The sequence below is a fragment of the bacterium genome, from assembly GCA_035945995.1.
In the GTDB taxonomy this organism is placed as follows: Bacteria; Sysuimicrobiota; Sysuimicrobiia; order Sysuimicrobiales; family Segetimicrobiaceae; genus DASSJF01.
In genome coordinates this window covers 18346-37080 of sequence record DASYZR010000066.1, presented here as the reverse complement: position 1 = coordinate 37080, position 18735 = coordinate 18346, and the positions used below count along the sequence as shown (strand labels likewise).

Annotated in this window: 20 protein-coding genes; 19 read left to right on the top strand and 1 reads right to left on the bottom strand. The window is 70.7% G+C overall.

Annotated elements, in window-relative coordinates; genetic code table 11:
• The first annotated feature begins 52 nt into the window (after nucleotides 1-52).
• From VGZ23_06850 to VGZ23_06835, 4 genes are all read left to right on the top strand, one after another.
• The gene (locus VGZ23_06850) at nucleotides 53-286 is read left to right on the top strand and encodes a hypothetical protein (GenBank protein ID HEV2357314.1); all 234 of its coding nucleotides are present in this window, start codon (nucleotides 53-55) and stop codon (nucleotides 284-286) included.
• Nucleotides 287-427: 141 nt separating this feature from the next.
• Nucleotides 428-943, top strand: a complete 516-nt coding sequence (locus VGZ23_06845) for a Rieske 2Fe-2S domain-containing protein (protein HEV2357313.1) — start codon at nucleotides 428-430, stop codon at nucleotides 941-943.
• Entirely contained in the window at nucleotides 940-2298 is a 1359-nt protein-coding gene (locus tag VGZ23_06840; protein HEV2357312.1) for a cytochrome b N-terminal domain-containing protein, read from the top strand. Before VGZ23_06845 ends, VGZ23_06840 begins: the two co-directional genes overlap by 4 nt.
• A gap of 143 nt (nucleotides 2299-2441) precedes the next feature.
• Nucleotides 2442-2930 (top strand): hypothetical protein, encoded by a 489-nt coding sequence (locus VGZ23_06835; protein ID HEV2357311.1) that lies wholly within the window; start codon nucleotides 2442-2444, stop codon nucleotides 2928-2930.
• Nucleotides 2931-2993: 63 nt separating this feature from the next.
• On the opposite strand, the gene VGZ23_06830 is transcribed toward VGZ23_06835, so the two are convergent.
• Nucleotides 2994-3920, bottom strand: coding sequence for a proline dehydrogenase family protein (locus VGZ23_06830; protein HEV2357310.1), 927 nt, complete (start codon nucleotides 3918-3920; stop codon nucleotides 2994-2996).
• 184 nt (nucleotides 3921-4104) lie between these two features.
• Between VGZ23_06830 and VGZ23_06825 the strand changes: the two genes are divergently transcribed.
• From VGZ23_06825 to VGZ23_06755, 15 genes are all read left to right on the top strand, one after another.
• A complete protein-coding gene (locus VGZ23_06825; protein HEV2357309.1) occupies nucleotides 4105-4686 on the top strand; it encodes a TetR/AcrR family transcriptional regulator in 582 nt (193 codons plus the stop codon).
• A complete protein-coding gene (locus tag VGZ23_06820; GenBank protein ID HEV2357308.1) occupies nucleotides 4683-5459 on the top strand; it encodes an enoyl-CoA hydratase-related protein in 777 nt (258 codons plus the stop codon). The genes VGZ23_06825 and VGZ23_06820 overlap by 4 nt, the downstream gene beginning before the upstream one ends.
• Nucleotides 5460-5506: 47 nt before the next feature.
• Entirely contained in the window at nucleotides 5507-5728 is a 222-nt protein-coding gene (locus VGZ23_06815) for a cold shock domain-containing protein (GenBank protein ID HEV2357307.1), read from the top strand.
• A 20-nt stretch (nucleotides 5729-5748) separates the two neighbouring features.
• Nucleotides 5749-6933, top strand: a complete 1185-nt coding sequence (locus VGZ23_06810; protein ID HEV2357306.1) for an FAD-binding oxidoreductase — start codon at nucleotides 5749-5751, stop codon at nucleotides 6931-6933.
• Between the two features lie 153 nt (nucleotides 6934-7086).
• Entirely contained in the window at nucleotides 7087-8418 is a 1332-nt protein-coding gene (locus VGZ23_06805) for a 3-isopropylmalate dehydratase large subunit (GenBank protein ID HEV2357305.1), read from the top strand.
• Entirely contained in the window at nucleotides 8415-8942 is a 528-nt protein-coding gene (gene leuD / locus VGZ23_06800; GenBank protein HEV2357304.1) for a 3-isopropylmalate dehydratase small subunit, read from the top strand. Before VGZ23_06805 ends, leuD begins: the two co-directional genes overlap by 4 nt.
• Nucleotides 8939-10231, top strand: a complete 1293-nt coding sequence (locus VGZ23_06795) for a phenylacetate--CoA ligase (GenBank protein HEV2357303.1) — start codon at nucleotides 8939-8941, stop codon at nucleotides 10229-10231. The genes leuD and VGZ23_06795 overlap by 4 nt, the downstream gene beginning before the upstream one ends.
• A complete protein-coding gene (locus tag VGZ23_06790; GenBank protein ID HEV2357302.1) occupies nucleotides 10228-11484 on the top strand; it encodes a LeuA family protein in 1257 nt (418 codons plus the stop codon). Before VGZ23_06795 ends, VGZ23_06790 begins: the two co-directional genes overlap by 4 nt.
• On the top strand, nucleotides 11481-13349 hold the full coding sequence (gene iorA / locus VGZ23_06785) for an indolepyruvate ferredoxin oxidoreductase subunit alpha (GenBank protein HEV2357301.1): 1869 nt from the start codon (nucleotides 11481-11483) through the stop codon (nucleotides 13347-13349). Before VGZ23_06790 ends, iorA begins: the two co-directional genes overlap by 4 nt.
• A complete protein-coding gene (locus VGZ23_06780) occupies nucleotides 13333-14187 on the top strand; it encodes a 2-oxoacid:acceptor oxidoreductase family protein (GenBank protein HEV2357300.1) in 855 nt (284 codons plus the stop codon). Before iorA ends, VGZ23_06780 begins: the two co-directional genes overlap by 17 nt.
• Nucleotides 14184-15335, top strand: a complete 1152-nt coding sequence (locus VGZ23_06775; protein ID HEV2357299.1) for a 2-oxoacid:acceptor oxidoreductase subunit alpha — start codon at nucleotides 14184-14186, stop codon at nucleotides 15333-15335. Before VGZ23_06780 ends, VGZ23_06775 begins: the two co-directional genes overlap by 4 nt.
• Nucleotides 15335-16177, top strand: coding sequence for a thiamine pyrophosphate-dependent enzyme (locus VGZ23_06770; GenBank protein HEV2357298.1), 843 nt, complete (start codon nucleotides 15335-15337; stop codon nucleotides 16175-16177). The genes VGZ23_06775 and VGZ23_06770 overlap by 1 nt, the downstream gene beginning before the upstream one ends.
• Entirely contained in the window at nucleotides 16174-16827 is a 654-nt protein-coding gene (locus tag VGZ23_06765; GenBank protein HEV2357297.1) for a 2-oxoacid:acceptor oxidoreductase family protein, read from the top strand. The genes VGZ23_06770 and VGZ23_06765 overlap by 4 nt, the downstream gene beginning before the upstream one ends.
• A complete protein-coding gene (locus tag VGZ23_06760; GenBank protein ID HEV2357296.1) occupies nucleotides 16824-17540 on the top strand; it encodes a TetR/AcrR family transcriptional regulator in 717 nt (238 codons plus the stop codon). Before VGZ23_06765 ends, VGZ23_06760 begins: the two co-directional genes overlap by 4 nt.
• Complete coding sequence (locus tag VGZ23_06755) at nucleotides 17527-18735, top strand: CoA transferase (GenBank protein HEV2357295.1); 1209 nt, start codon at nucleotides 17527-17529, stop codon at nucleotides 18733-18735. The genes VGZ23_06760 and VGZ23_06755 overlap by 14 nt, the downstream gene beginning before the upstream one ends.

The following is an 18735-nucleotide window of genomic DNA, read 5'->3' as shown; positions in this document are numbered from 1 at the left end:
GCGCCGTCGACGATGATGAACGTGCAGTCAGGAACGCCGCGGGAGGGATCCGATGCCGCAGGACCGCGAAACGTACTGGGATCTGATCGAGGTGGAACGCCAGCTGCGAAACGCGCTCAGCATCGTGCGCGAAGCCGAGCACCTGGCGCCGGATCGCACGTCGATTCGCGTCGAGGTCTCGAAGATCGCCGACGCCCTCACAGACGCGGTGGCCCTCGCCGCCGCATCACGGCGGCGGGCCCTGGAAGAGTTGTCGGAGTCCGCCCTGGTGTCGGCCGCGGATTAGGCAGGCTCCCTCGCTCCACAGGCCGGGATAGGGTCGCGGCCGGACCGGACAATCAACTCCGGGTCTGACGACATTCGCGTTCTTGGTCCGTATCCTCGGAGTATCGCATCCTCAGAGCGACAATCGCGAGGATGTCGGGGGGTGCGGACGAGGATGACTGCGGAGACCGGACCGAAGGCGGCGCTGGATCGCCGTACGTTTTTCAACCGTCTGTTTTGGGGTCTTAGCGGTCTGCTCGGCGCCCTGGTCGGCATTCCGGTCGTCGGCGCCTTCCTCTCGCCGGCCTTCAAGCCCGTCGAGCGGGCGCAATGGGTGGCGGTCGGCGGTGCCGGCACCTTCGGCCCCGTGCCGTCGCTCGCCCATCACCTGCACCCGGCGCATGAAGGCTGGGTCAACGCGACCGCCGAGATGCAGGTCTGGGTGGTGAGAGACCGGCAGGGCGCCTTCCGCGTTTTCGACAATCACTGCACGCACCTCGGCTGTCCGTATCACTGGGAGGCGTCGCAGCAGCGCTTTGTCTGTCCGTGCCACGGCGGGCAGTTCGACGCGACCGGCAAGGTGCTCGCCGGTCCGCCGCCGCGGCCGCTCGATGCCTACGACACCAAAGTCGAGGGCGGCACGTTGTACATGGGTGCGTTGCGCCGGGGCGGCGCATGACCGCTGACCCCCGGCACGGCGCGTCGGGCCCGCGCCGGGGATGGCTCGAAGAACGCCTCGGCGGGCAGCTGTTCGGCGGGTTCCTGAACCGCAACGTGCCGGACGAGACCGGGCTGCCGCACACGCTCGGCAGCGCAACACTCTTCCTCCTTGTCGTGCAGGTTGCGACCGGCATTGTGCTCGGGATGAACTACGTGCCGAGTCCCGAGCACGCCTACGACAGCATCGAGTTCATCATGTCGCAGGTGCTCCTCGGGCCCATCCTCCGCGGCCTTCACCACTGGGGCTCGAGCGCCCTCGTCGTCGTCGCGGGCCTGCACATGCTCCGGGTGTTCCTCTGGGGGTCGTACAAGCGTCCGCGCGAGGTCACCTGGATGGCCGGTGTCGCCCTCTTACTGATCGTCATGGGATTCGCGTTTACCGGCTACCTGCTCCCCTGGACGCAGCGCTCCTACTGGGCGACGGTGGTCGGCACGAAGATCGTCGGCACGGTGCCGGGCGCCGGGGCATGGCTGCTGCAGGTGATCCGCGGCGAAGCCGGCGTGGGTCCCGTCGCGCTCGCCCGCTTCTACGCGATTCACGTGCTGTTGCTGCCGGCGCTGCTCGTACCGCTCGTGGTTTTGCACCTCTATCTCGTCTACCGGCACGGCATCGCGCCGGCGCCGGGGAACGAAGCGGCGGCGCGCAAGGGCAAGCGGTTCTACCCGGAGCAACTCGCGGAAGACCTCGGCGTGTCGCTCCTCGTGTTGGCGGTGCTCTTCGCCCTGACCGCGTGGCGGGGCGTGCCGACGGAGGTGCGCGCGGATCCGGCCTCGACCACCTACGTGCCGCGCCCGGAGTGGTACTTCCTGTTCTTCTTCCAGCTGCTCAAGTATTTCGAGGGGCCGATCTGGGAGCCGTTCGGCGTGATCGTGCTGCCGCTCGCGGCGATCTTGCTGCTCTTTGTTATCCCGCTCGTCGACCGGCGGGCCGAACGTCGGCCGGCCCGCCGGCCGTACGCGATGGTGTCCGCGGCCGCGGCGGTGGCCGTCGTGGCCGGGTTGACGTACTTTGGGGCCGTGCAGGTGCCGCCCGGGACGCGGACGGCGCCGGCGGGCTCCTCACAGGCGCTGATTAGTCGCGGGCACGAGGTGTTCGTCACCAACGGGTGCAAGAATTGCCATGTCGTTGCCGGGCAAGGCGCCGAAGTCGGTCCCGAGCTCACCCACGTCGGCAGCCGTCTGACGGCCGACAGACTCGCCGCGCAAGTCCGCAACCCGGCATCGGTGAATCCCAAGACCAACATGCCGGCGTTCGACAAGCTCTCCGGCGACGATCTCAAGGCGCTGGTCGCCTACCTCCTGACACTCAAGTAACAGATTTGGGTGCGTAGAACCCGGTCGTGCCGCCGCCCGATACGAAATCCGGTCGATGTCCGATAGGCTCAGGCGCGGCGCGCCAATACACTTGGACTCAATAGCGCGACCGACAGCGAGTCAAGTGTGGGGAGGGGAGACCGATGGTCAAGAACGTGAGCCGGCGCGAGGCTTTGGCTGTGGCGGCCGGCGGGTTGGCAGGGGTCCTCGTGGCCGGACCGCTCGCGCGGGTGCGCGCCGCGGCCGGGCAAACGGTCACGGTGTACATTTTCAGGGGCAAGACGGGTATTCTCGGGCCCGACGGCAAGGGCCATGACGCATTCGTCCCGTCCAGCTTCGTCGTCACGGCAGGCGCGCCGGTGGCGATCGACTTCATCAATTACGACGAGGGCGCGCACACCCTCACCGCGCCCAAACTGAATCTGAACATCACGATCAAAGGCGGCCAGCAGGTCGGCGACGACGTGAAGCCGGTCACCACGACCGCGCAGTTCACGGTTCCGAAGGCCGGCACGTACCGCTGGTATTGCGCGCTCACCTGCGACGCGGGCGGCCACGGCTGGGCGATGGAGCAGGGCTACGCCGGGCCCAGCAAAGAGGGGTATATGGCGGGGTTCATCGTGGCGATGTAGGCGTCGGTCCCGGCCCTACCTCGGCACCACCGCGTCCGCGGCGGGATCCGCCGCGGACGCGCTCTATCGGCGCACGAGACTGCGCAGCGCAAAGAGCACGTTCGCCGGCCGTTCGGCGAGCCGCCGTATGAGATATGTCGACCATTCCGGGCCGTGCGGGGCCGCGATCCGCACGCGATACCCGCGGCTCGCGAGGTCCGACTGGAGCCGCGGCCGCACGCCGTACAGCATCTGGAATTCGAACCGCTCCCGGGGAATCCCACGCCGCGTCGTCACGTCGATGACCTGGTCGATGATCCGGTCGTCATGGGTGGCGATCGCGGCGTAGCCGTCTGACAGGAGGGCGTGTTCGGCGAGACGGACGTAGCTGCGGTCGACATCCGCCTTACGCGGGTAGGCGACGTCCGCCGGCTCGAGATAGGCGCCTTTGACGATCCGTACGTTGGGCGCCAGCGGCCGCAGGCTCTGCAGATCGTGCTCGCTGCGATAGAGGTACGCCTGCAGCGCAAGGCCGACTCTCTCGTGGCCCTCGCCCCGCAGCCGCCTATAGATGCGCAGGGTGGTATCGACCCGAGGCGACTCTTCCATGTCGATGCGGACGAAATTGGCGCGCTGGGCCGCGATTTCCACGAGCCGCGCGACGTTGCGGTACGCGATGTCCTCGCCGAGGTCCAGTCCGAGGTTCGTGAGCTTCACCGCGATGTTCGTCTGCAGCTGCTCTCGGGCCACCCGATCCAGTACGGCAATATAGCCCCGGACGACCGACTCCGCGATTCCGGCGTCCGTGACGCCTTCGCCCAGGATGGTCGTGTTCGTGAGCAGACCCCGCTCGTTGAGTCTTCGCAGGACTGGGACGCACTCGTCCAGGGATTCCCCGGCCACAAACCGGGCCGCGCCGAGCCGCAGGCCGTGGCGGCGCACCGCGGCCGCAATCCGCGGCCGGTGCGCCGCGGCGAGGAGGACGCTCCGCAGAATGGCGGTCCCCGGCATCTTGCCGCGAGAGTAGCGCAGAGGGGGCGGCACGGATATCGGGCGAGGATCCGATGCCGCTGCGGCGTTTGCTTCATGCAAATGAGCCAGGTTCGTCATTGTCTCCTCCCTCCCGGGCCGGTACGGTGGGCACAAGCGATCGAGCGCTCGACCGACAGGATCGACGACGCGAACGGATGTGGCGATGGAATACGATGCTCGACGGGAGACGATTCTCGAGACCGCCGCGTCGCTGTTTGCATCCCAGGGGTACGAGCGAACGACGATTCGGGATGTCGCGCACGGCGCCGGGATGAGCGTCGCCGGTCTCTATTATTACGTTCGCGGCAAGGAAGAACTGCTGTTTCATATCTGCGAGCGCAGTTTCTCCATGGTGCTGGACGCTCTGACCCAGGAATTGGCCCGCACGCCCGATCCCAGGGCCCGCGTGCGGGCGCTCATTCGCAATCACCTCGACCACTTTCTGCGCCACGTGAGTGAGATGAAAGTGCTGACCCGGGAACTGGACGCGCTGCAGGGCGCGCACGCCGCTCAGATCTACGCCCTCCGTCACCGCTATTACACGATCTGCCGCAAGGTCGTCTCGGACGTCGCCATCGACACGGTGCCGCTGCGCCTCGCGACGATGGGACTGTTCGGCATGCTCAACTGGATTCACATGTGGTACCGGCCGGACGTCGACGGCGACGCCGACGCGCTGGCCGACGGCATGGCCCGGATCTTCCTCGACGGATACGCGACGCCGCGGGAGGCGCGCGTCCGGTGAGCGGGACCGATGGGCAGGTCACGCTGACGGTCGACGGCCGCGCGGCCCGGATTGTGATCGATCGGCCCCCGCTCGGCATTCTCACCCTCCCGATGTTGCAGGCGCTCGCGTCGGCCTGCGGACGGCTGGCCGCGATGCCGGACGTTACCATCGCCACATTGACGTCGACCGGCCCGCGGGCCTTTTGCGCCGGGGTGGATGTGGCCGCACACGCTCCCGACCGCGCGCGGCCGATGCTCGAGGCGTTCGAGCAAGTGGCCGACCGGATGCTGTCGCTGCGCCAGGTTCTGATCGCGTCGGTGCAGGGTCCGGCGCTCGGGGGAGGATGGGAGCTCGCGCTGCTGTGCGATCTGGTGGTGGCCGCCGAGGACGCGCGCTTCGGCCTGCCCGAGATCGCGCTGGCGGCGTTCCCGCCCGCGGCGGCCGCGCTGCTCCCGCGCCTCGTCGGCGAGACGCGTGCCCTCGCCCTCGTGCTCACGGGGGCGCCGATCTCGGCGGTCGACGCGCACCGGTTGGGACTCGTGACCCGTGTCGTCCCACGCGGGGACCTGGATCGGGCGACGCACGACATCGAGTCATCGGTGCTGGCCCACAGCGCGGCCGCGGTTCGCTTCGCCAAGCGCGCGGTGGTCGCGGCCGGCCGCGAATCCGTGCGGCGCGCCCTGCGCGACGCCACGGAGCTATACACGTCGGAACTCGTCGCGACCGCAGATGCGGCCGAGGGCATCGCCGCGTTTCTTGAAAAGCGCGCGCCGGTCTGGAAACATGCGTAGTCTGTCGTCGCAGCACCGCGCACCCGCGATCGAGGAGGAGGCCCGTCATGACGGTGTCGCTTGAGCGAGTACGAGGGCGTGTCACCTGGTTCAGCGTCAACGCCGGATTTGGCTTTATCGAGTCGCCGGCCGGGACCAAGGTCTTCGTGCACTACTCGGCGGTCGGCACACCCGGTCCGGCGTTCCTCCGCGAAGGAGAGGAAGTGGAGTTCACCATCTTCCGAGGGTTGGAAGGCCTTCAGGCGTCGGACGTGCGCCGGGTGGCCTGATGCCGGGAAGGAGACCTGCCGTGACTCCTGAGGCCGAAATCGTCGTGATCGGCGGAGGAGTCCACGGGGCGAGCGTGGCGTATCACCTCGCCAAAGCCGGCAAGCAGGTCGCGCTGGTCGAGCGCCGCGGCATCGGCGCGGCGTCGTCCGGGGCGTCGGGCGGCATCATCCGGTGTCACTATTCCAACCCGTCGATGGTCCGGCTTGCGCACCGGGCGGCCCAACTCTGGCCGCACCTGGAGGCCGAGCTCGGGCGTCCGGTCGATTACGTGCGGAACGGCTTCATCGCCACCGCCGGCGCGGGCGATGTCCTCAACATGAAGCGGGTCGTCGCAATGCAACGGCAGGTGGGCGTGGACACCGAGCTGATCGATCCCGGGGAGGTCCGCGGCTGGATCCCGGAGTTCGCGAGCGACGGCCTCGGGGTCGCCGCGTACGAAGCGGACGCGGGCTATGCGGACCCCTACTCCGCCGCCGTGGCGTTCGTGGACAAGGCAAGGGAGCTCGGCGCGACGATCTATCCCGGCGTCACCGTGATCGACATCGTCCGGAACGGGGCCGTGTCCGGAGTGGTGACGGACCAGGGCCCGATTCGGACGTCGCTCGTCGTCAACTGCGCCGGGGCGTGGGCAGCCGGGATTGCCCGGATGGTGGGCGTGGAGATCCCTGTGAGGCCGGGATTGTTGCAGATGGTGGCGTTCAACCCACAGTACCGCGGGTGGAATCGTGCGAGCCCGACCTGGATCGACATGACCACCATGACGTACTGCCGGCCGGACGCGACGGGCCTCATGCTGGCCGGCGGAGGTTCGTCCGAGAACGCGGAGTTGGAGACACACGTTCTTGACCCGGACGCCGTCCCGCCGCGTCCCCCGGTGCTCTTCGAGGCGGAGATCCATGACAATCTGGTCCGGCGCTGTCCGTGGGCGGACCGGATGTCCCGCGTGCGCTCATGGTCGGGACCCGACGGTATCAGCCCGGATTACCACCTGATCTTCGGCCCCGTGCCAGGCGTGCGCGGCTACCTTCAAGTCGTCGGCGGCAGCGGCAACTCGTTCAAGCTTTGCCCGGCCACGGGCGAGGCGATCGCGGAATACGTCGTCACCGGCCGCTGCTCCTACGTCGATCTCGAGGCGTTCAGCATCACGCGCTTTGCGGAGCGCCGGGCGTTCCGCGGCGGCTATCAGATGCACATCACCGGCTAGTTCATCCCTCGGTCGGGCGGCCGGGAGCGTTTGCATCACCACAATGAAGCGGACGCTTCATTGTCTTGGCCGGGGTGCGGCCCCATAGTGAACATCAACCGACCGTTTGGTCGGGCGGCTGTTGGCATGCCGTCGCGATCGGGAGGGCCCCCGATGGGAATGACCATGGCGGAGAAGATCTTCGCTCGCGCCTCCGGCCGGCCCGACGTGGTTCCCGGCCAGTTCGTCACGGGACGCGTGGATTTGGCGCTCCTCCACGACATCTTCGCGGTTCCGGCGTTCGACCTGCTCCGCGGATCGGGCTTCGCGTCGGTGTGGGACCGGGCCCGCGTCGTGGTCGTGCTGGATCACCTGGTACCCTCGCCGTCGGTGGCCGCCGCCGAGGTTCACCGCCGCATCCGCGATTACGTGCGTGAGTTCGAGATTCTGCACTTTTTCGACGCCGGCACGGGCATCTGCCACCAGCTCGTCGCCGAGCAAGGGTTGGCGCAGCCCGGGCAACTGCTCGTGGGTACCGATTCCCACACGACGACCGCCGGCGCCCTCGGGATCGGCGGCACCGGAATCGGGACCTCGGAAATGACCTACGTCCTGGCGACCGGAGAGCTGTGGTTTCAGGTCCCTCCGACGATCCTGGTGGAGCTGGCCGGCCGGCTCGCCGTGGGCGTCATGTGGAAGGACGTGGTGCTCGCCCTGGCCGGACAGATCGGCACCGACGGCGCCCAGTACCAGGCGCTGGAATTTGGCGGGCCGGCGGCCGGCGCGGTGGACGTCGCGGGCCGCCTGACGATCGCGAACATGGCGGTCGAACTCGGCGCCAAGTTCGGCCTGTTTCCCGCCGACGACGGGACCCTCCGGCACTATCGCCAACTCGGCATTGACGTGGACGCGTTCGGCCCCGACGCCGATGCCCGCTACGCGCGCACCGTGCGCATTCAACTCGAGACCCTCGGGCCGCAGGTTGCCGTCCCGCACGCCGTCGATCGGGTCAAGCCCGTCGAGGCGGTCGAGGGCACGCCGATCGATCAGGCGTTCCTCGGCTCGTGCACGAACGGCCGCCTCGAGGATCTGCGCGTGGCCGCCCGGATCCTGGCGGGACATCGCGTGCACCCGCGCACCCGGCTGTTGGTCGCTCCCGCGTCCTGGCAGGTCGAGCGTCAGGCCATGGCGGAAGGGCTTCTCGAGACGCTCGTGGACGCCGGCGCGCTGCTGATGCCCGCCGGGTGCGGGCCGTGCTTTGGCGGACACGGCGGGGTGCTCGCGGCCGGCGAGCGCTGCATCGGCACGCACAACCGCAACTTTCCCGGGCGGATGGGCAGTCCGCAGGCGGAGATTTTCCTCGCGTCGCCTGCGACGGTCGCCGCGACCGCCATACGCGGCCGCATCACGGATCCGCGCCGCCTGCTGTGTCCGGTGCCGCGGGGGCCGTGGCGCGCGCGCGGCACAGGCCTGGGCCTCGGTCCGCCGGCGCAGGAGATTCCATGACCACGGGTGAGCCGGGTCTCCGCATTCTCGGCCGGGCGTGGCGCCTCGGTGACGACATCAGTACCGATGTCCTGTCTCCGGGCGCCTACGCGGTCGTCCCGCTTGCCGAACGCGCGGCGCACACGCTCGAGGCGGTCAATCCGCGCTTCGCCACCGAGGTGCGTTCGGGCGACGTCGTCGTCGCCGGCCGGAACTTCGGCTGCGGGAGTAGCCGCGAGACGGCGCCGGAGGGGCTCAAGGCGCTCGGCGTCGGGTGCGTGGTCGCGGCCTCGTTCGCACGCCTGTTTCTGCGCAACGCGGTCGCGATCGGCCTGCCGGTGCTGCCGTGCACGGGCGCTGCGGACGCCGTCGCCGACGGAGATGCGATCGAGGTCGACCTCGAGGTCGGCATCGTCCGTAACCCGGCAACCGGCGCGACCCTGCAGGGCCAGCCGCTCGCGGCGCCGATGCTGGAGGTGCTGCGGGCCGGCGGGATCGGGCCGCTGTTGCGGCGCCGTGCGCGCGCCGCGGGGAGCCGCGGATGATCTGGAATCCCGGCGTGGAGACGCTCGACCGTGAGGCCCTCCGGGCGCGGCAAGACACACGGCTGCAGGCGACCGTGGCGCGCGTCTCCCACGCCGTGCCGTTCTACCGCGCGCGGCTCGACGCCGCCGGCATCCGCGCGGGGGACATCCGTGGCGTCGACGATCTCGCCCGTGTGCCGTTTACGACGAAGGACGACCTGCGCCGCGCGTACCCGTTCGACCTGCTCGCCTGCCCGCGGGACCAGGTTGCGGAGTTTCACTGCTCGTCGGGCACGACCGGGACGCCGACCGCGGCCGCCTATACGCGCGCCGATTGGGAGACCTGGGGCGAGACGATGGCGCGTTGCCTGGCCAGCAGCGGCGTGGGGCGCGGCGACATCATTCAGAACGCGTTCGGATACGGGCTGTTCACCGGGGGCCTCGGCTTCCATTACGGAGCGCAGCGTCTGGGGGCCGCGGTCCTTCCCACGTCGTCGGGGAACACGGCGCGCCAGGTGCGGCTGCTGGGCGAGTTCGGCGTCACGGTCCTGTGCTGCACTCCATCGTACGCCCTGCACATCGCGGAGGCCATCGACGGGGCGGGCGGCCCGCCGCCCGCGTTGCGCTGCGGGGCGTTCGGGGCGGAGCCCTGGTGCGAGGCGACACGGGCGGAGATTGAGGGCCGTCTCGGCATCCGCGCCTCGGATATCTACGGGCTCAGCGAGGTGATCGGGCCGGGCGTCGCGGCGGAGTGCGAAGCCAGAGGCGGGCTGCACGTGCAGGAGGACCACTTCTTCCCCGAGGTGGTCGACCCGGCGACCGGCGCGCCGCTTCCGCCGGGGACGCCGGGGGAACTCGTGCTGACCACGCTGACCAAGGAGGCGGCCCCGCTGCTCCGGTACCGGACGGGCGACATCACGTCGCTCGATCCGGAGCCATGCGCGTGCGGCCGCACGCTCGTCCGCATGGCGCGCGTCGGCGGCCGGATCGACGACATGCTGATCGTACGCGGCGTCAACCTGTTCCCGTCGGACATCGAGGCGGTGCTCCTGCGTATTCCGGATCTCACCCCGCACTACCAGATCGTGATCCACCGGCCGCGGGCGCTCGACGTGCTCGAAGTGCACATCGAACGCCGCGACGCCGGCGCGACCGAGACCGTTGCGCTCGCGCGCCGCGCGGAGAGCGCCCTGCGCGCGAATCTCGGACTGTCGGCCGTGGTCGCCGTGCTGGCACCGGGCGAAATCCCGCGGAGCGAGGGGAAGGCACTCCGCGTCATCGACCGACGCCCCAGGAGGGGAACCAAATGATCAAGCCCGTGGATCTGATCTACGACTGGAACACGGCGGGGCAACGCCCGCGCCGGCCACGCGGACCGCTCGACATCAACGACGAGACGCTCCGCGACGGGTTGCAGAGTCCCTCCGTGCGGCAGCCGTCGGCGGAGCAGAAGCGCGTGATCCTGCACCTCATGGACGATCTCGGAATCTCCGCCGTGAATCTCGGCTATCCCGGCGCCGGCCCGCAGGCGCTCGACGACGTGGTGGCGCTGGCCCGCGAAATCCGCGGCCACCGGCTGCATCTCCGGCCGAATTGCGCCGGCCGGACCACCGAGGCCGACATCGTCCCGATCGCGGAGGCCCAGCAGCGGAGCGGTGTCGCGATCGAAGCCGCGCTCTTCCTCGGGAGCAGCCCCATCCGCCAGTACGTCGAGGGCTGGGACGTCGAGTTTCTGCTTCGTACCGCCGACGCCGCGGTGACGCACGCGCGCCGCCTGGGGCTCGAGGTGATGTTCGTCACCGAGGACACCACGCGGGCCCGGCCGGATGACCTGCGGCGTCTCTACACCGCTGCGGTGGCGGCGGGGGCGGGTCGGATCTGTGTGGCCGATACGGTCGGGCACGCGACGCCCTGGGGGGCCTGGCGGCTGGTCCGGTTCATGCGTCGCGTCGTCGGCGATGCGATCGCCATCGACTGGCACGGCCACCGCGATCGTGGGCTGGACGTGATCAATGCGCTCGCGGCCGCAGAGGCCGGCGCGGACCGGTTGCACGCGTGCGCGCTGGGGATCGGCGAGCGGGTCGGCAACACCAGCATGGAGCAATTGCTCGTCAATCTGCGGCTGCTCGACTGGATGGGCTGGGTCGAGATCGATCTGCGGGCGCTCCCCGCGTACTGCCGGGCCGTCGCCGACGCCGTGGGGCTGCCGATGCTGCCCAACTATCCGGTCGTCGGCAAGGATGCGTTCGAGACGAGCAGCGGCGTGCACGCCGCCGCGATCCTCAAGGCGTTGCGGCGGGACGACCGCTGGCTCGCGGACCGAGTCTACAGCAGCGTTCCCGCCGAGGAGGTCGGCCGGGAACAGCGGCTCACCATCGGGCCCATGAGCGGACAGGCCAACGTGGTGTACTGGTGCGAACAGCACCGCGTCCCGCCGCATCCGGACTTCGTACGTCGCGTGCTCGACTGTGCCAAAGCGAGCACGCATGTCCTCTGCGACGAGGAGATCCTCGCGCTGGTGACGTCAGGGGCGTCGTCATACCGGACGGCACCGGTCGCGTGAGCCTCCAGCCTAAGCCGGAAGACCGGGCCCCCGTCTCGCGCGGGGTGCTCCTCGGCAACCAGGCGGTGGCGCGGGGCGCCTACGAAGCCGGCGTGATGGTGGCGGCCGGATATCCCGGCACGCCCAGCACCGAGATCCTCGAAACACTGGCGCAGTGGGAGGGCGTGTACGTCGAGTGGTCCCCCAACGAGAAAGTCGCCCTGGACGTGGCGCTGGGGGCCTCCCTCGGCGGCGTTCGCGCGCTGGCCGCCATGAAACACGTCGGGCTGAACGTGGCCGCGGACACGTTCCTCTCGGCGGCGTACACGGGCGTGGGGGCGGGCTTGGTTGTCGTCTCGGCCGACGACCCCGGGATGCATAGTTCTCAAAACGAGCAGGACAATCGCCTTTACGCCCGGTTCGCCGGGATCCCGCTGCTGGAGCCGGCGGATTCGGCGGAGGCCAAGGCGTTCACCGCGTCGGCGTTCGATCTGAGCGAGGCCTACGATACTCCGGTGCTCGTGCGGACCACGACGCGCGTCAGCCACGGGAGCGGAGTCGTCGAGATCGGCGAACGGCGGTGCCCCGAGGCCCGGGGATTCCGCCGCGACCCCGCCAAGTACGTCATGCTGCCGGCGCATGCCCGCCGCCGTCATCCCGTCCTGCTTGACCGGCTGTCCCGTCTCGCCGCCGAGGCCGAGACCTCGCCCCTCAACCGCGTGGAACTGCGCGATCGACGCCTCGGCGTGATCACAAGCGGCGTCGCCGCCCAGTACGTGCGCGAGGTGCTGCCCGAAGCCAGCGTCCTTCAGCTGGGGTTCTCGTTCCCACTGCCCCTCGGCCGCATTCGGGACTTTGCCGCGTCGGTCGACCGGCTGTTCGTCGTCGAAGAGCTCGAGCCGGTGGTCGAAGACGCCCTGCGGGCCGCGGGCCTCTCCGTGGAAGGCAAGGCGTACTTCCCGAGGACAGGCGAGCTCACGCCGGACCTCGTGCGTGACGGCTTCGCCCGGGCCGGGGGACTGGCGGCGCCCCCGGCGCGGGAGGTGCCGGCGGCGCCGGCGTCTCCCCGACCTCCGGTCCTGTGCCCCGGCTGTCCTCACACGGTGCCGTACATGGCGCTGCGAGAGATGGGGGCGGTCGTCGCCGGCGACATCGGCTGCTACACGTTGGCCGCGCTGCCTCCGCTCGGGGCGATTGATACCACGCTGGCCATGGGGTCGAGCATCGGGATGGCGATCGGGCTTGCGCGTTCCGGCGCGCGCACCGGCCCCATCGTGGCCACCTTGGGCGATTCGACGTTCCTCCATGCCGGCATTCCCGCGCTGCTGGACGCCGTTTACAATCGCACGCCGATTACCGTGCTGATCCTCGACAACGGCACCACCGCGATGACCGGCGGACAGCCACACCCGGCCACCGGCCGGACAATCCGAGGCGACGGCGCGCCGCGCACCGACCTCGTCGCGCTGTGCCGCGCGCTGGGCGTGGAGTGGATCGAGGTCGTGGACCCGTACGACGTCGGCGCTACCCATCGGACGCTCGAGGCCGCCGTCGCGCATCCCGGGGTCTCGGTCGTCATCACGAACCGTCCCTGCGTGGAAGCCCCGGCCAAGATCCGCCGGCCGCCGTTCGGGGTGGTCGCCGAGGCCTGCACGGCCTGTCAGGCGTGCATCGCGATCGGGTGTCCGGCGCTGGGCTGGACGCCCGCGCGGTACGAGAGACGGTTCAAGGTCACGATCGATCCCGCGTTGTGCTCCGGATGCGCGATCTGCCCGCAACTGTGCCCCACCGGCGCCATTGTGCTGCTTCGAGGGGAGTCCGCGCCGCCCGGCGGCCGCGGAGGCGTCGCCGCGCGGGGGGGAGCGGCCGATGCCCGCAACGCGTAGCGTGCTCATCGTGGGCGTGGGCGGTCAGGGAGTGGTGCTGGCCGGCAACATCCTCGCGGACGTCGCGCTCGCCGCCGGTTTCGACGTCAAGAAGAGCGAGGTCCACGGCATGTCGAAGCGCGGCGGCATCGTCTTCAGTCACGTCCGCTACGGCCCCACGGTCCACAGCCCCCTGATCGGGGCCGGCGAGGCCGATGCGGTGGTAGCGCTCGAATGGGCCGAGGGACTGCGGTGGCGCGCCTACCTGCGCCCCGGCGGGGTCTTGATCGTGAACACGGCGCAGATCGTGCCGCCGGCCGCCCACCTTGATCATCGTGGATGGACGCGGGCCTATCCCTCGTTCGACGGTGCGGCCCTCGGCGATCATGGCGGGCCGGTAGAGACCGTCGACGCCCTGGAGGTGGCGCGGCGTCTCGGCTCCGCGCATGTGGCGAACACGGTGTTGCTCGGCGTGCTCGCCGAGACCTTGGATTTTCCCCGGGACGTGTGGGAGGCGACGCTGGCCCGGCACGTGCCCGCGCGCACCGTCGAGATGAACCTGCGCGCATTTCGGGAAGGCGGCGTCCTCCAGCCGGTGCCGGCCGCGGGCCTACGCCATGAGCCAAGACGCCCCGTGAGGCCGGCCGAGGAGCGCCGTGCCGGCGCGCCCGAGATCACCGCCGCGTGGTGCAAAGGGTGCGACATCTGCGTGCGTATCTGCCCGGAAGCCTGCCTTCGCCTCAACGATCGCGCCGTCGTCGAGGTCGTCGACATGGCTGCGTGCACGGGCTGCCGGCTCTGCGAGTGGTTCTGTCCCGATTTCGCCATCGCCGTGCGCCCGGCGGGAGGACTCTCGTGAGCGATCAGCCGCAACTTGTACAGGGGAACGCCGCGTGCGTGGCCGGCGCGGTCGCGGCCGGCTGCCGCTTCTATGCCGGGTATCCCATCACGCCCTCGTCGGAGATCGCCGAGGGAATGGCCCGGCGGCTCCCCGCCGTGGGCGGCGTGTTCGTGCAAATGGAGGACGAGATCGGCTCCCTCGCCGCGGTGATCGGGGCATCGCTCGGCGGCCTGCGCGCGATGACGGCCACGAGCGGGCCCGGGTTCTCCCTCATGCAGGAGCACATCGGCTTCGCGGCCATGGCCGAGGTGCCGTGCGTGATCGTGAACGTCATGCGCGGCGGGCCGAGCACCGGGCTTCCGACCTCGCCGTCCCAAGGGGACGTCATGCAGGCGCGCTGGGGGACGCACGGCGACGTCCCGAGCCTCGTCCTGACCCCGGCGTCGGTCCCCGAGGTGTACGAGCTGACCGTCGCGGCGTTTGCGCTCGCGGAGCGCTTCCGGACACCGGTCGTCGTGCTCTACGACGAGGTGATCGCGCACATGCGCGAGGAGGCGGTGCTGCTTGAGGCGCCGCGCGGCGGCGTGCCGGGCCGGCGGCGTCCGGCGGTGGCGCCCCCGGTGTACCGGCCGTACGCACCGGACGCGGACGGTATCGCGCCGATGGCGGACTTCGGGAGCGGGTACCGGTTCCACGTCACCGGCCTGGCGCACGACGATCGCGGCTATCCCACCCAGGACCCCGGAACGATCGCGGCGCACCAGCGCCGCCGGCTGGACAAGATCGCAACCTTCGAGGACGTGGTGGTGCCGGTCCGGAGCCTCCACCTCGACGATGCCGAGATCGCGGTCGTCGCCTGCGGAAGCGCCGCGCGCGCGGCGGAAGAGGCCGTCGGCGAGGCGCGGCGGCTCGGGCTCCGCGCGGGTCTGCTGCGCCCTCTCGTGCTTTGGCCGTTTCCCGACCGCATCGTGCGCAGCGTCGCCGCATCGGTCAAGGCGCTTGTGGTCGCGGAGATGAACCTCGGCCAGATCAGCCGGGAGGTCGAGCGCGCCGTGGGCGGCCGGGTGCCCGTCGTTCCGTGCTGCCGCGCCGATGGGGAGCTGATCGATCCCGAGCAAATCCTCGCGTGCCTGGAGACGCGCTGTCCGGTCGGGGGGCGCGTGTGATGAGCGACATCCGCCGCTTCTTGCGTCCGGAGCAGATGCCGCACATTCTCTGTCCGGGCTGCAGCCACGGGATCGTCGCCGGCGCGCTCCTCCGAGCCATCGACCGCCTCGGGCTGGCGCAGGACTCGGTGGCCGTCGTGGCCGGCATCGGGTGCAGCAGCCGGCTGCCGGGCAGCATGGACTTCTGCACGCTGCACACCACCCATGGGCGGGCGCCGGCGTTTGCCACGGGCCTGAAGCTCGCGCGCCCGGATCTCCACGTGATCGTGATCACCGGCGACGGCGACGGGTTGGCGATCGGCGGCAACCACCTCATCCACGCCGCGCGGCGGAACATCGACCTGACGTGTCTGCTCTTCAACAACCAGGTATACGGGATGACCGGGGGGCAGCTTGCACCGACGACGCCGACCGCGGGCACGACGACCACGTCCCCGTACGGGAACATCGAGCCGCCGTTCGACGCGTGCCGCCTGATGGCCGCGGCCGGCGCGACGTTCGTGGCGCGGGGCATCGCCTACGAGCCGGCGGTGCTCGAGGACCTCTTCGCGCGCGGGCTGCGCCACGCGGGGTTCGCCTTCGTCGAGGTGATCAGCGACTGCCCGGAGGTGTACGGCCGCTACAACCGGCTGGGCAGCCCCACGGCGATGCTGTACGGCCAGAAGCGCGCGGCGGCGGCGATCGACGCCCCGCTCGCGCTCGGCGAGCCCACGCTCCTGCACGAGAGCCGCCCGGCGGTGGCGGCGGGGCCCGTCGAGACCGGCGTGCTCGTCGAGGTCGAACGGCCGGAGTTCGGTGCGCGGGTGCGCGCGCTCGTGCCCGCGGTGGGGGCCCGATCATGACGCTCGCGATTCGCCTCGGCGGCGCAGGGGGACAGGGCATCGCGCTCGCCGGGCTGATCCTGGCCGAAGCCGCCGTGGCGGCGGGCCGCCGGGTCGTCTGCACCCAGGCCCACGGGCCTGAGTCGCGGGGAGGCGCGAGCCGGTCCGACGTGATCATCAGCGAACGCCGCGTGGCGTTTCCAGTGCCCCGCCAGCTCGACGTGCTGGCCGCGCTCACGCAGGAGGCATGGGACCGATCGCGGCGCGCGCTCGTGTCCTCCGGGATGGCGATCGTGGACGCGGGGCGGGTCACAGTTGCCGCGGACGATGCGGCCGCCGGTTACGCGCTGCCGATCATCGAGACGGCCCGCGCCCTCACGGGATCGGCACTGGGCGCGAACATGGTGATGCTGGGTCTAGTGTGCGAGCTTACCGCGGCCGTCCCGCCGGAGATCCTCGCGGAGGTCGCCGCGCGCCGCGTGCCGGAGTTCTCGCGCACGCTCAATCTGGCGGCGTTCGATGCGGGACGGAAACTTGCGGCCGGCGCGCCCTCTCTGCGCATCTTTGGCCCGCGCCGCAGGCCCAAGGACCTCCCCGTCTGGCGCGGGACCTCCGGCCGGCCGCTTCGCGGCCTCCTGCCGGCGATGCGGCGGAGCCCGGGCGGGTCATGACGGAGACCCTCCGGCATCGTGCCTCCGCACCGCCGGGAGCGGCGGCGAACACGGACGCCGTGCCCGCGCTTCGGGCGAGGCCGGCGGGGCCGGTCGCCGCGGCCGAACGTCCACGGGCGCGGGACGAGGGGATGCGCGGCCAGATCCTCAAGGCGGCCGCCGCGTTGTTCCGCCGGCAGGGGTTCGAACGCACGACGGTCCAGAGCATCGCGGACGCGGTGGGCCTGAAGAAGGGATCGTTGTACCACTACATCACCGGCAAGCAGCGGCTGCTCTTTGAGATCCTCCAGCACGCGCTGGAAGACTCGCTGCCGGAGCTCGAACGCATCGCCGCCGGCGACGCGCCGGCGGCCGAGCGGCTTCGTGAGGCGGTGGGTCTGCACATTCTCACGCTGGCGCGCGACCGTGACAATGTCGCATGTTTTCTCGAGGAAGGACGCTGGCTCGCGCCCGAGTACCGGGCCGCCCATCAGGCCACGCGGGATCGCTACGAGGCCCTGTTCCGCCGCATCGTCGCGGACGGCGTATACGCCGGCGAGTTCGCGCCGACCGACGTGCGGCTGGCCGGGTTCGCCGTGCTCGGGATCGTCAACTGGGTCGTGCGCTGGTATCAGCCGGCCGGCCAGTATCGCGCCGAGCAGATCGCCGACGAATTCGGCGACTACGCGGTCGGCGCGCTCGGCGGCGCGAGGAGGCGGGATGGGCGCGCTTGACGGCGTTCGCGTTCTCGACCTCTCGCAGGGGGCCGCGGGGCCGATCTGCACGATGCATCTCGGCGATCTCGGCGCCCGGGTCGTCAAGGTCGAGCCGCCCGGCGGCGAGTGGGGAAGGGCGCTCGGCCCGCCGTTCGTCGGAGGGGTGGCGGCGGCGTTCATCGGGATGAACCGCAACAAGCGCAGCATTGTCGTCGACCTCAAGCGGCCCGGCGGGCGCGACGTCGTCGCGCGGCTCGCGGCGCGCAGCGACGTCCTCGTCGAAAGCTTCCGGCCGGGCGTGATGGGCAAGGTGGGGCTCGACTACGAGACGCTGACCGCGCGCCATCCGCGGCTCGTCTACTGCGCCATCTCGGCGTTCGGCCAGGACGGCCCGTGGCGTCACCGGCCGGGCGTCGACGGCATCGTCCAGGGCGCGAGCGGCCTGATGAGCGTGACCGGTGAGCCGGACGGCGGCCCGGTCAAGGTCGGCGTTCCCGCGGCGGACACCTGCGCGGGGTTTCTGGCTGCGCAGGGCGTGCTCGCCGCGCTGTTCGCGCGCGAGCGCACCGGCCGGGGACAGCGGGTGGACGTGGCGCTGCTCGACGCGCTGCTGGCATTTCAGGCCGTGCCCCTCGCGATGTATCTCGCCTCGGGGGAGCCGCCCGGCCGCACCGGCAGCGGGGCCGCGTACGCCGCCCCGAACGAAGCGTTCCCGACGCGCGACGGCTTTGTCATGGTGGCCGCATATACCCCGGAGCGCTGGGTCCGGTTGTGCGAGGTGCTCGGCCGGCCGGACCTCACCGCCGATCCTCGCTTCGATTCCAACGAGGGACGCGTGCGCCACCGCGGCGCGCTGCGCGATGCGCTCGTCCCGATGTTTCGAACGCGGACCTCGGCGGAGTGGGTGTCCGTGCTGGACGCCGCCGACATCATGTGCGGCTCGATCGCCACCTATCCGGAAGTGGTGGCCCACCCGCAGGTCGTCCACAACGAGATGGTGGTGGCGCTCGACCACCCGACGCTCGGACGGACGGCCGTGGTCGGCAGTCCGGTGCGGCTGAGCGAAACGCCGGCGGCGGTGACGCGTCCCGCCCCGCTGCCGGGCGAGCACTCCGAGGAGGTGCTCCTCGAGGCGGGGTTCGCCGCCCGCGAGATCGCCGGCCTTGCGGCCGCGGGGATCGTGCCGGCGCGGGCCGTCGAGGTTCGCACCTAG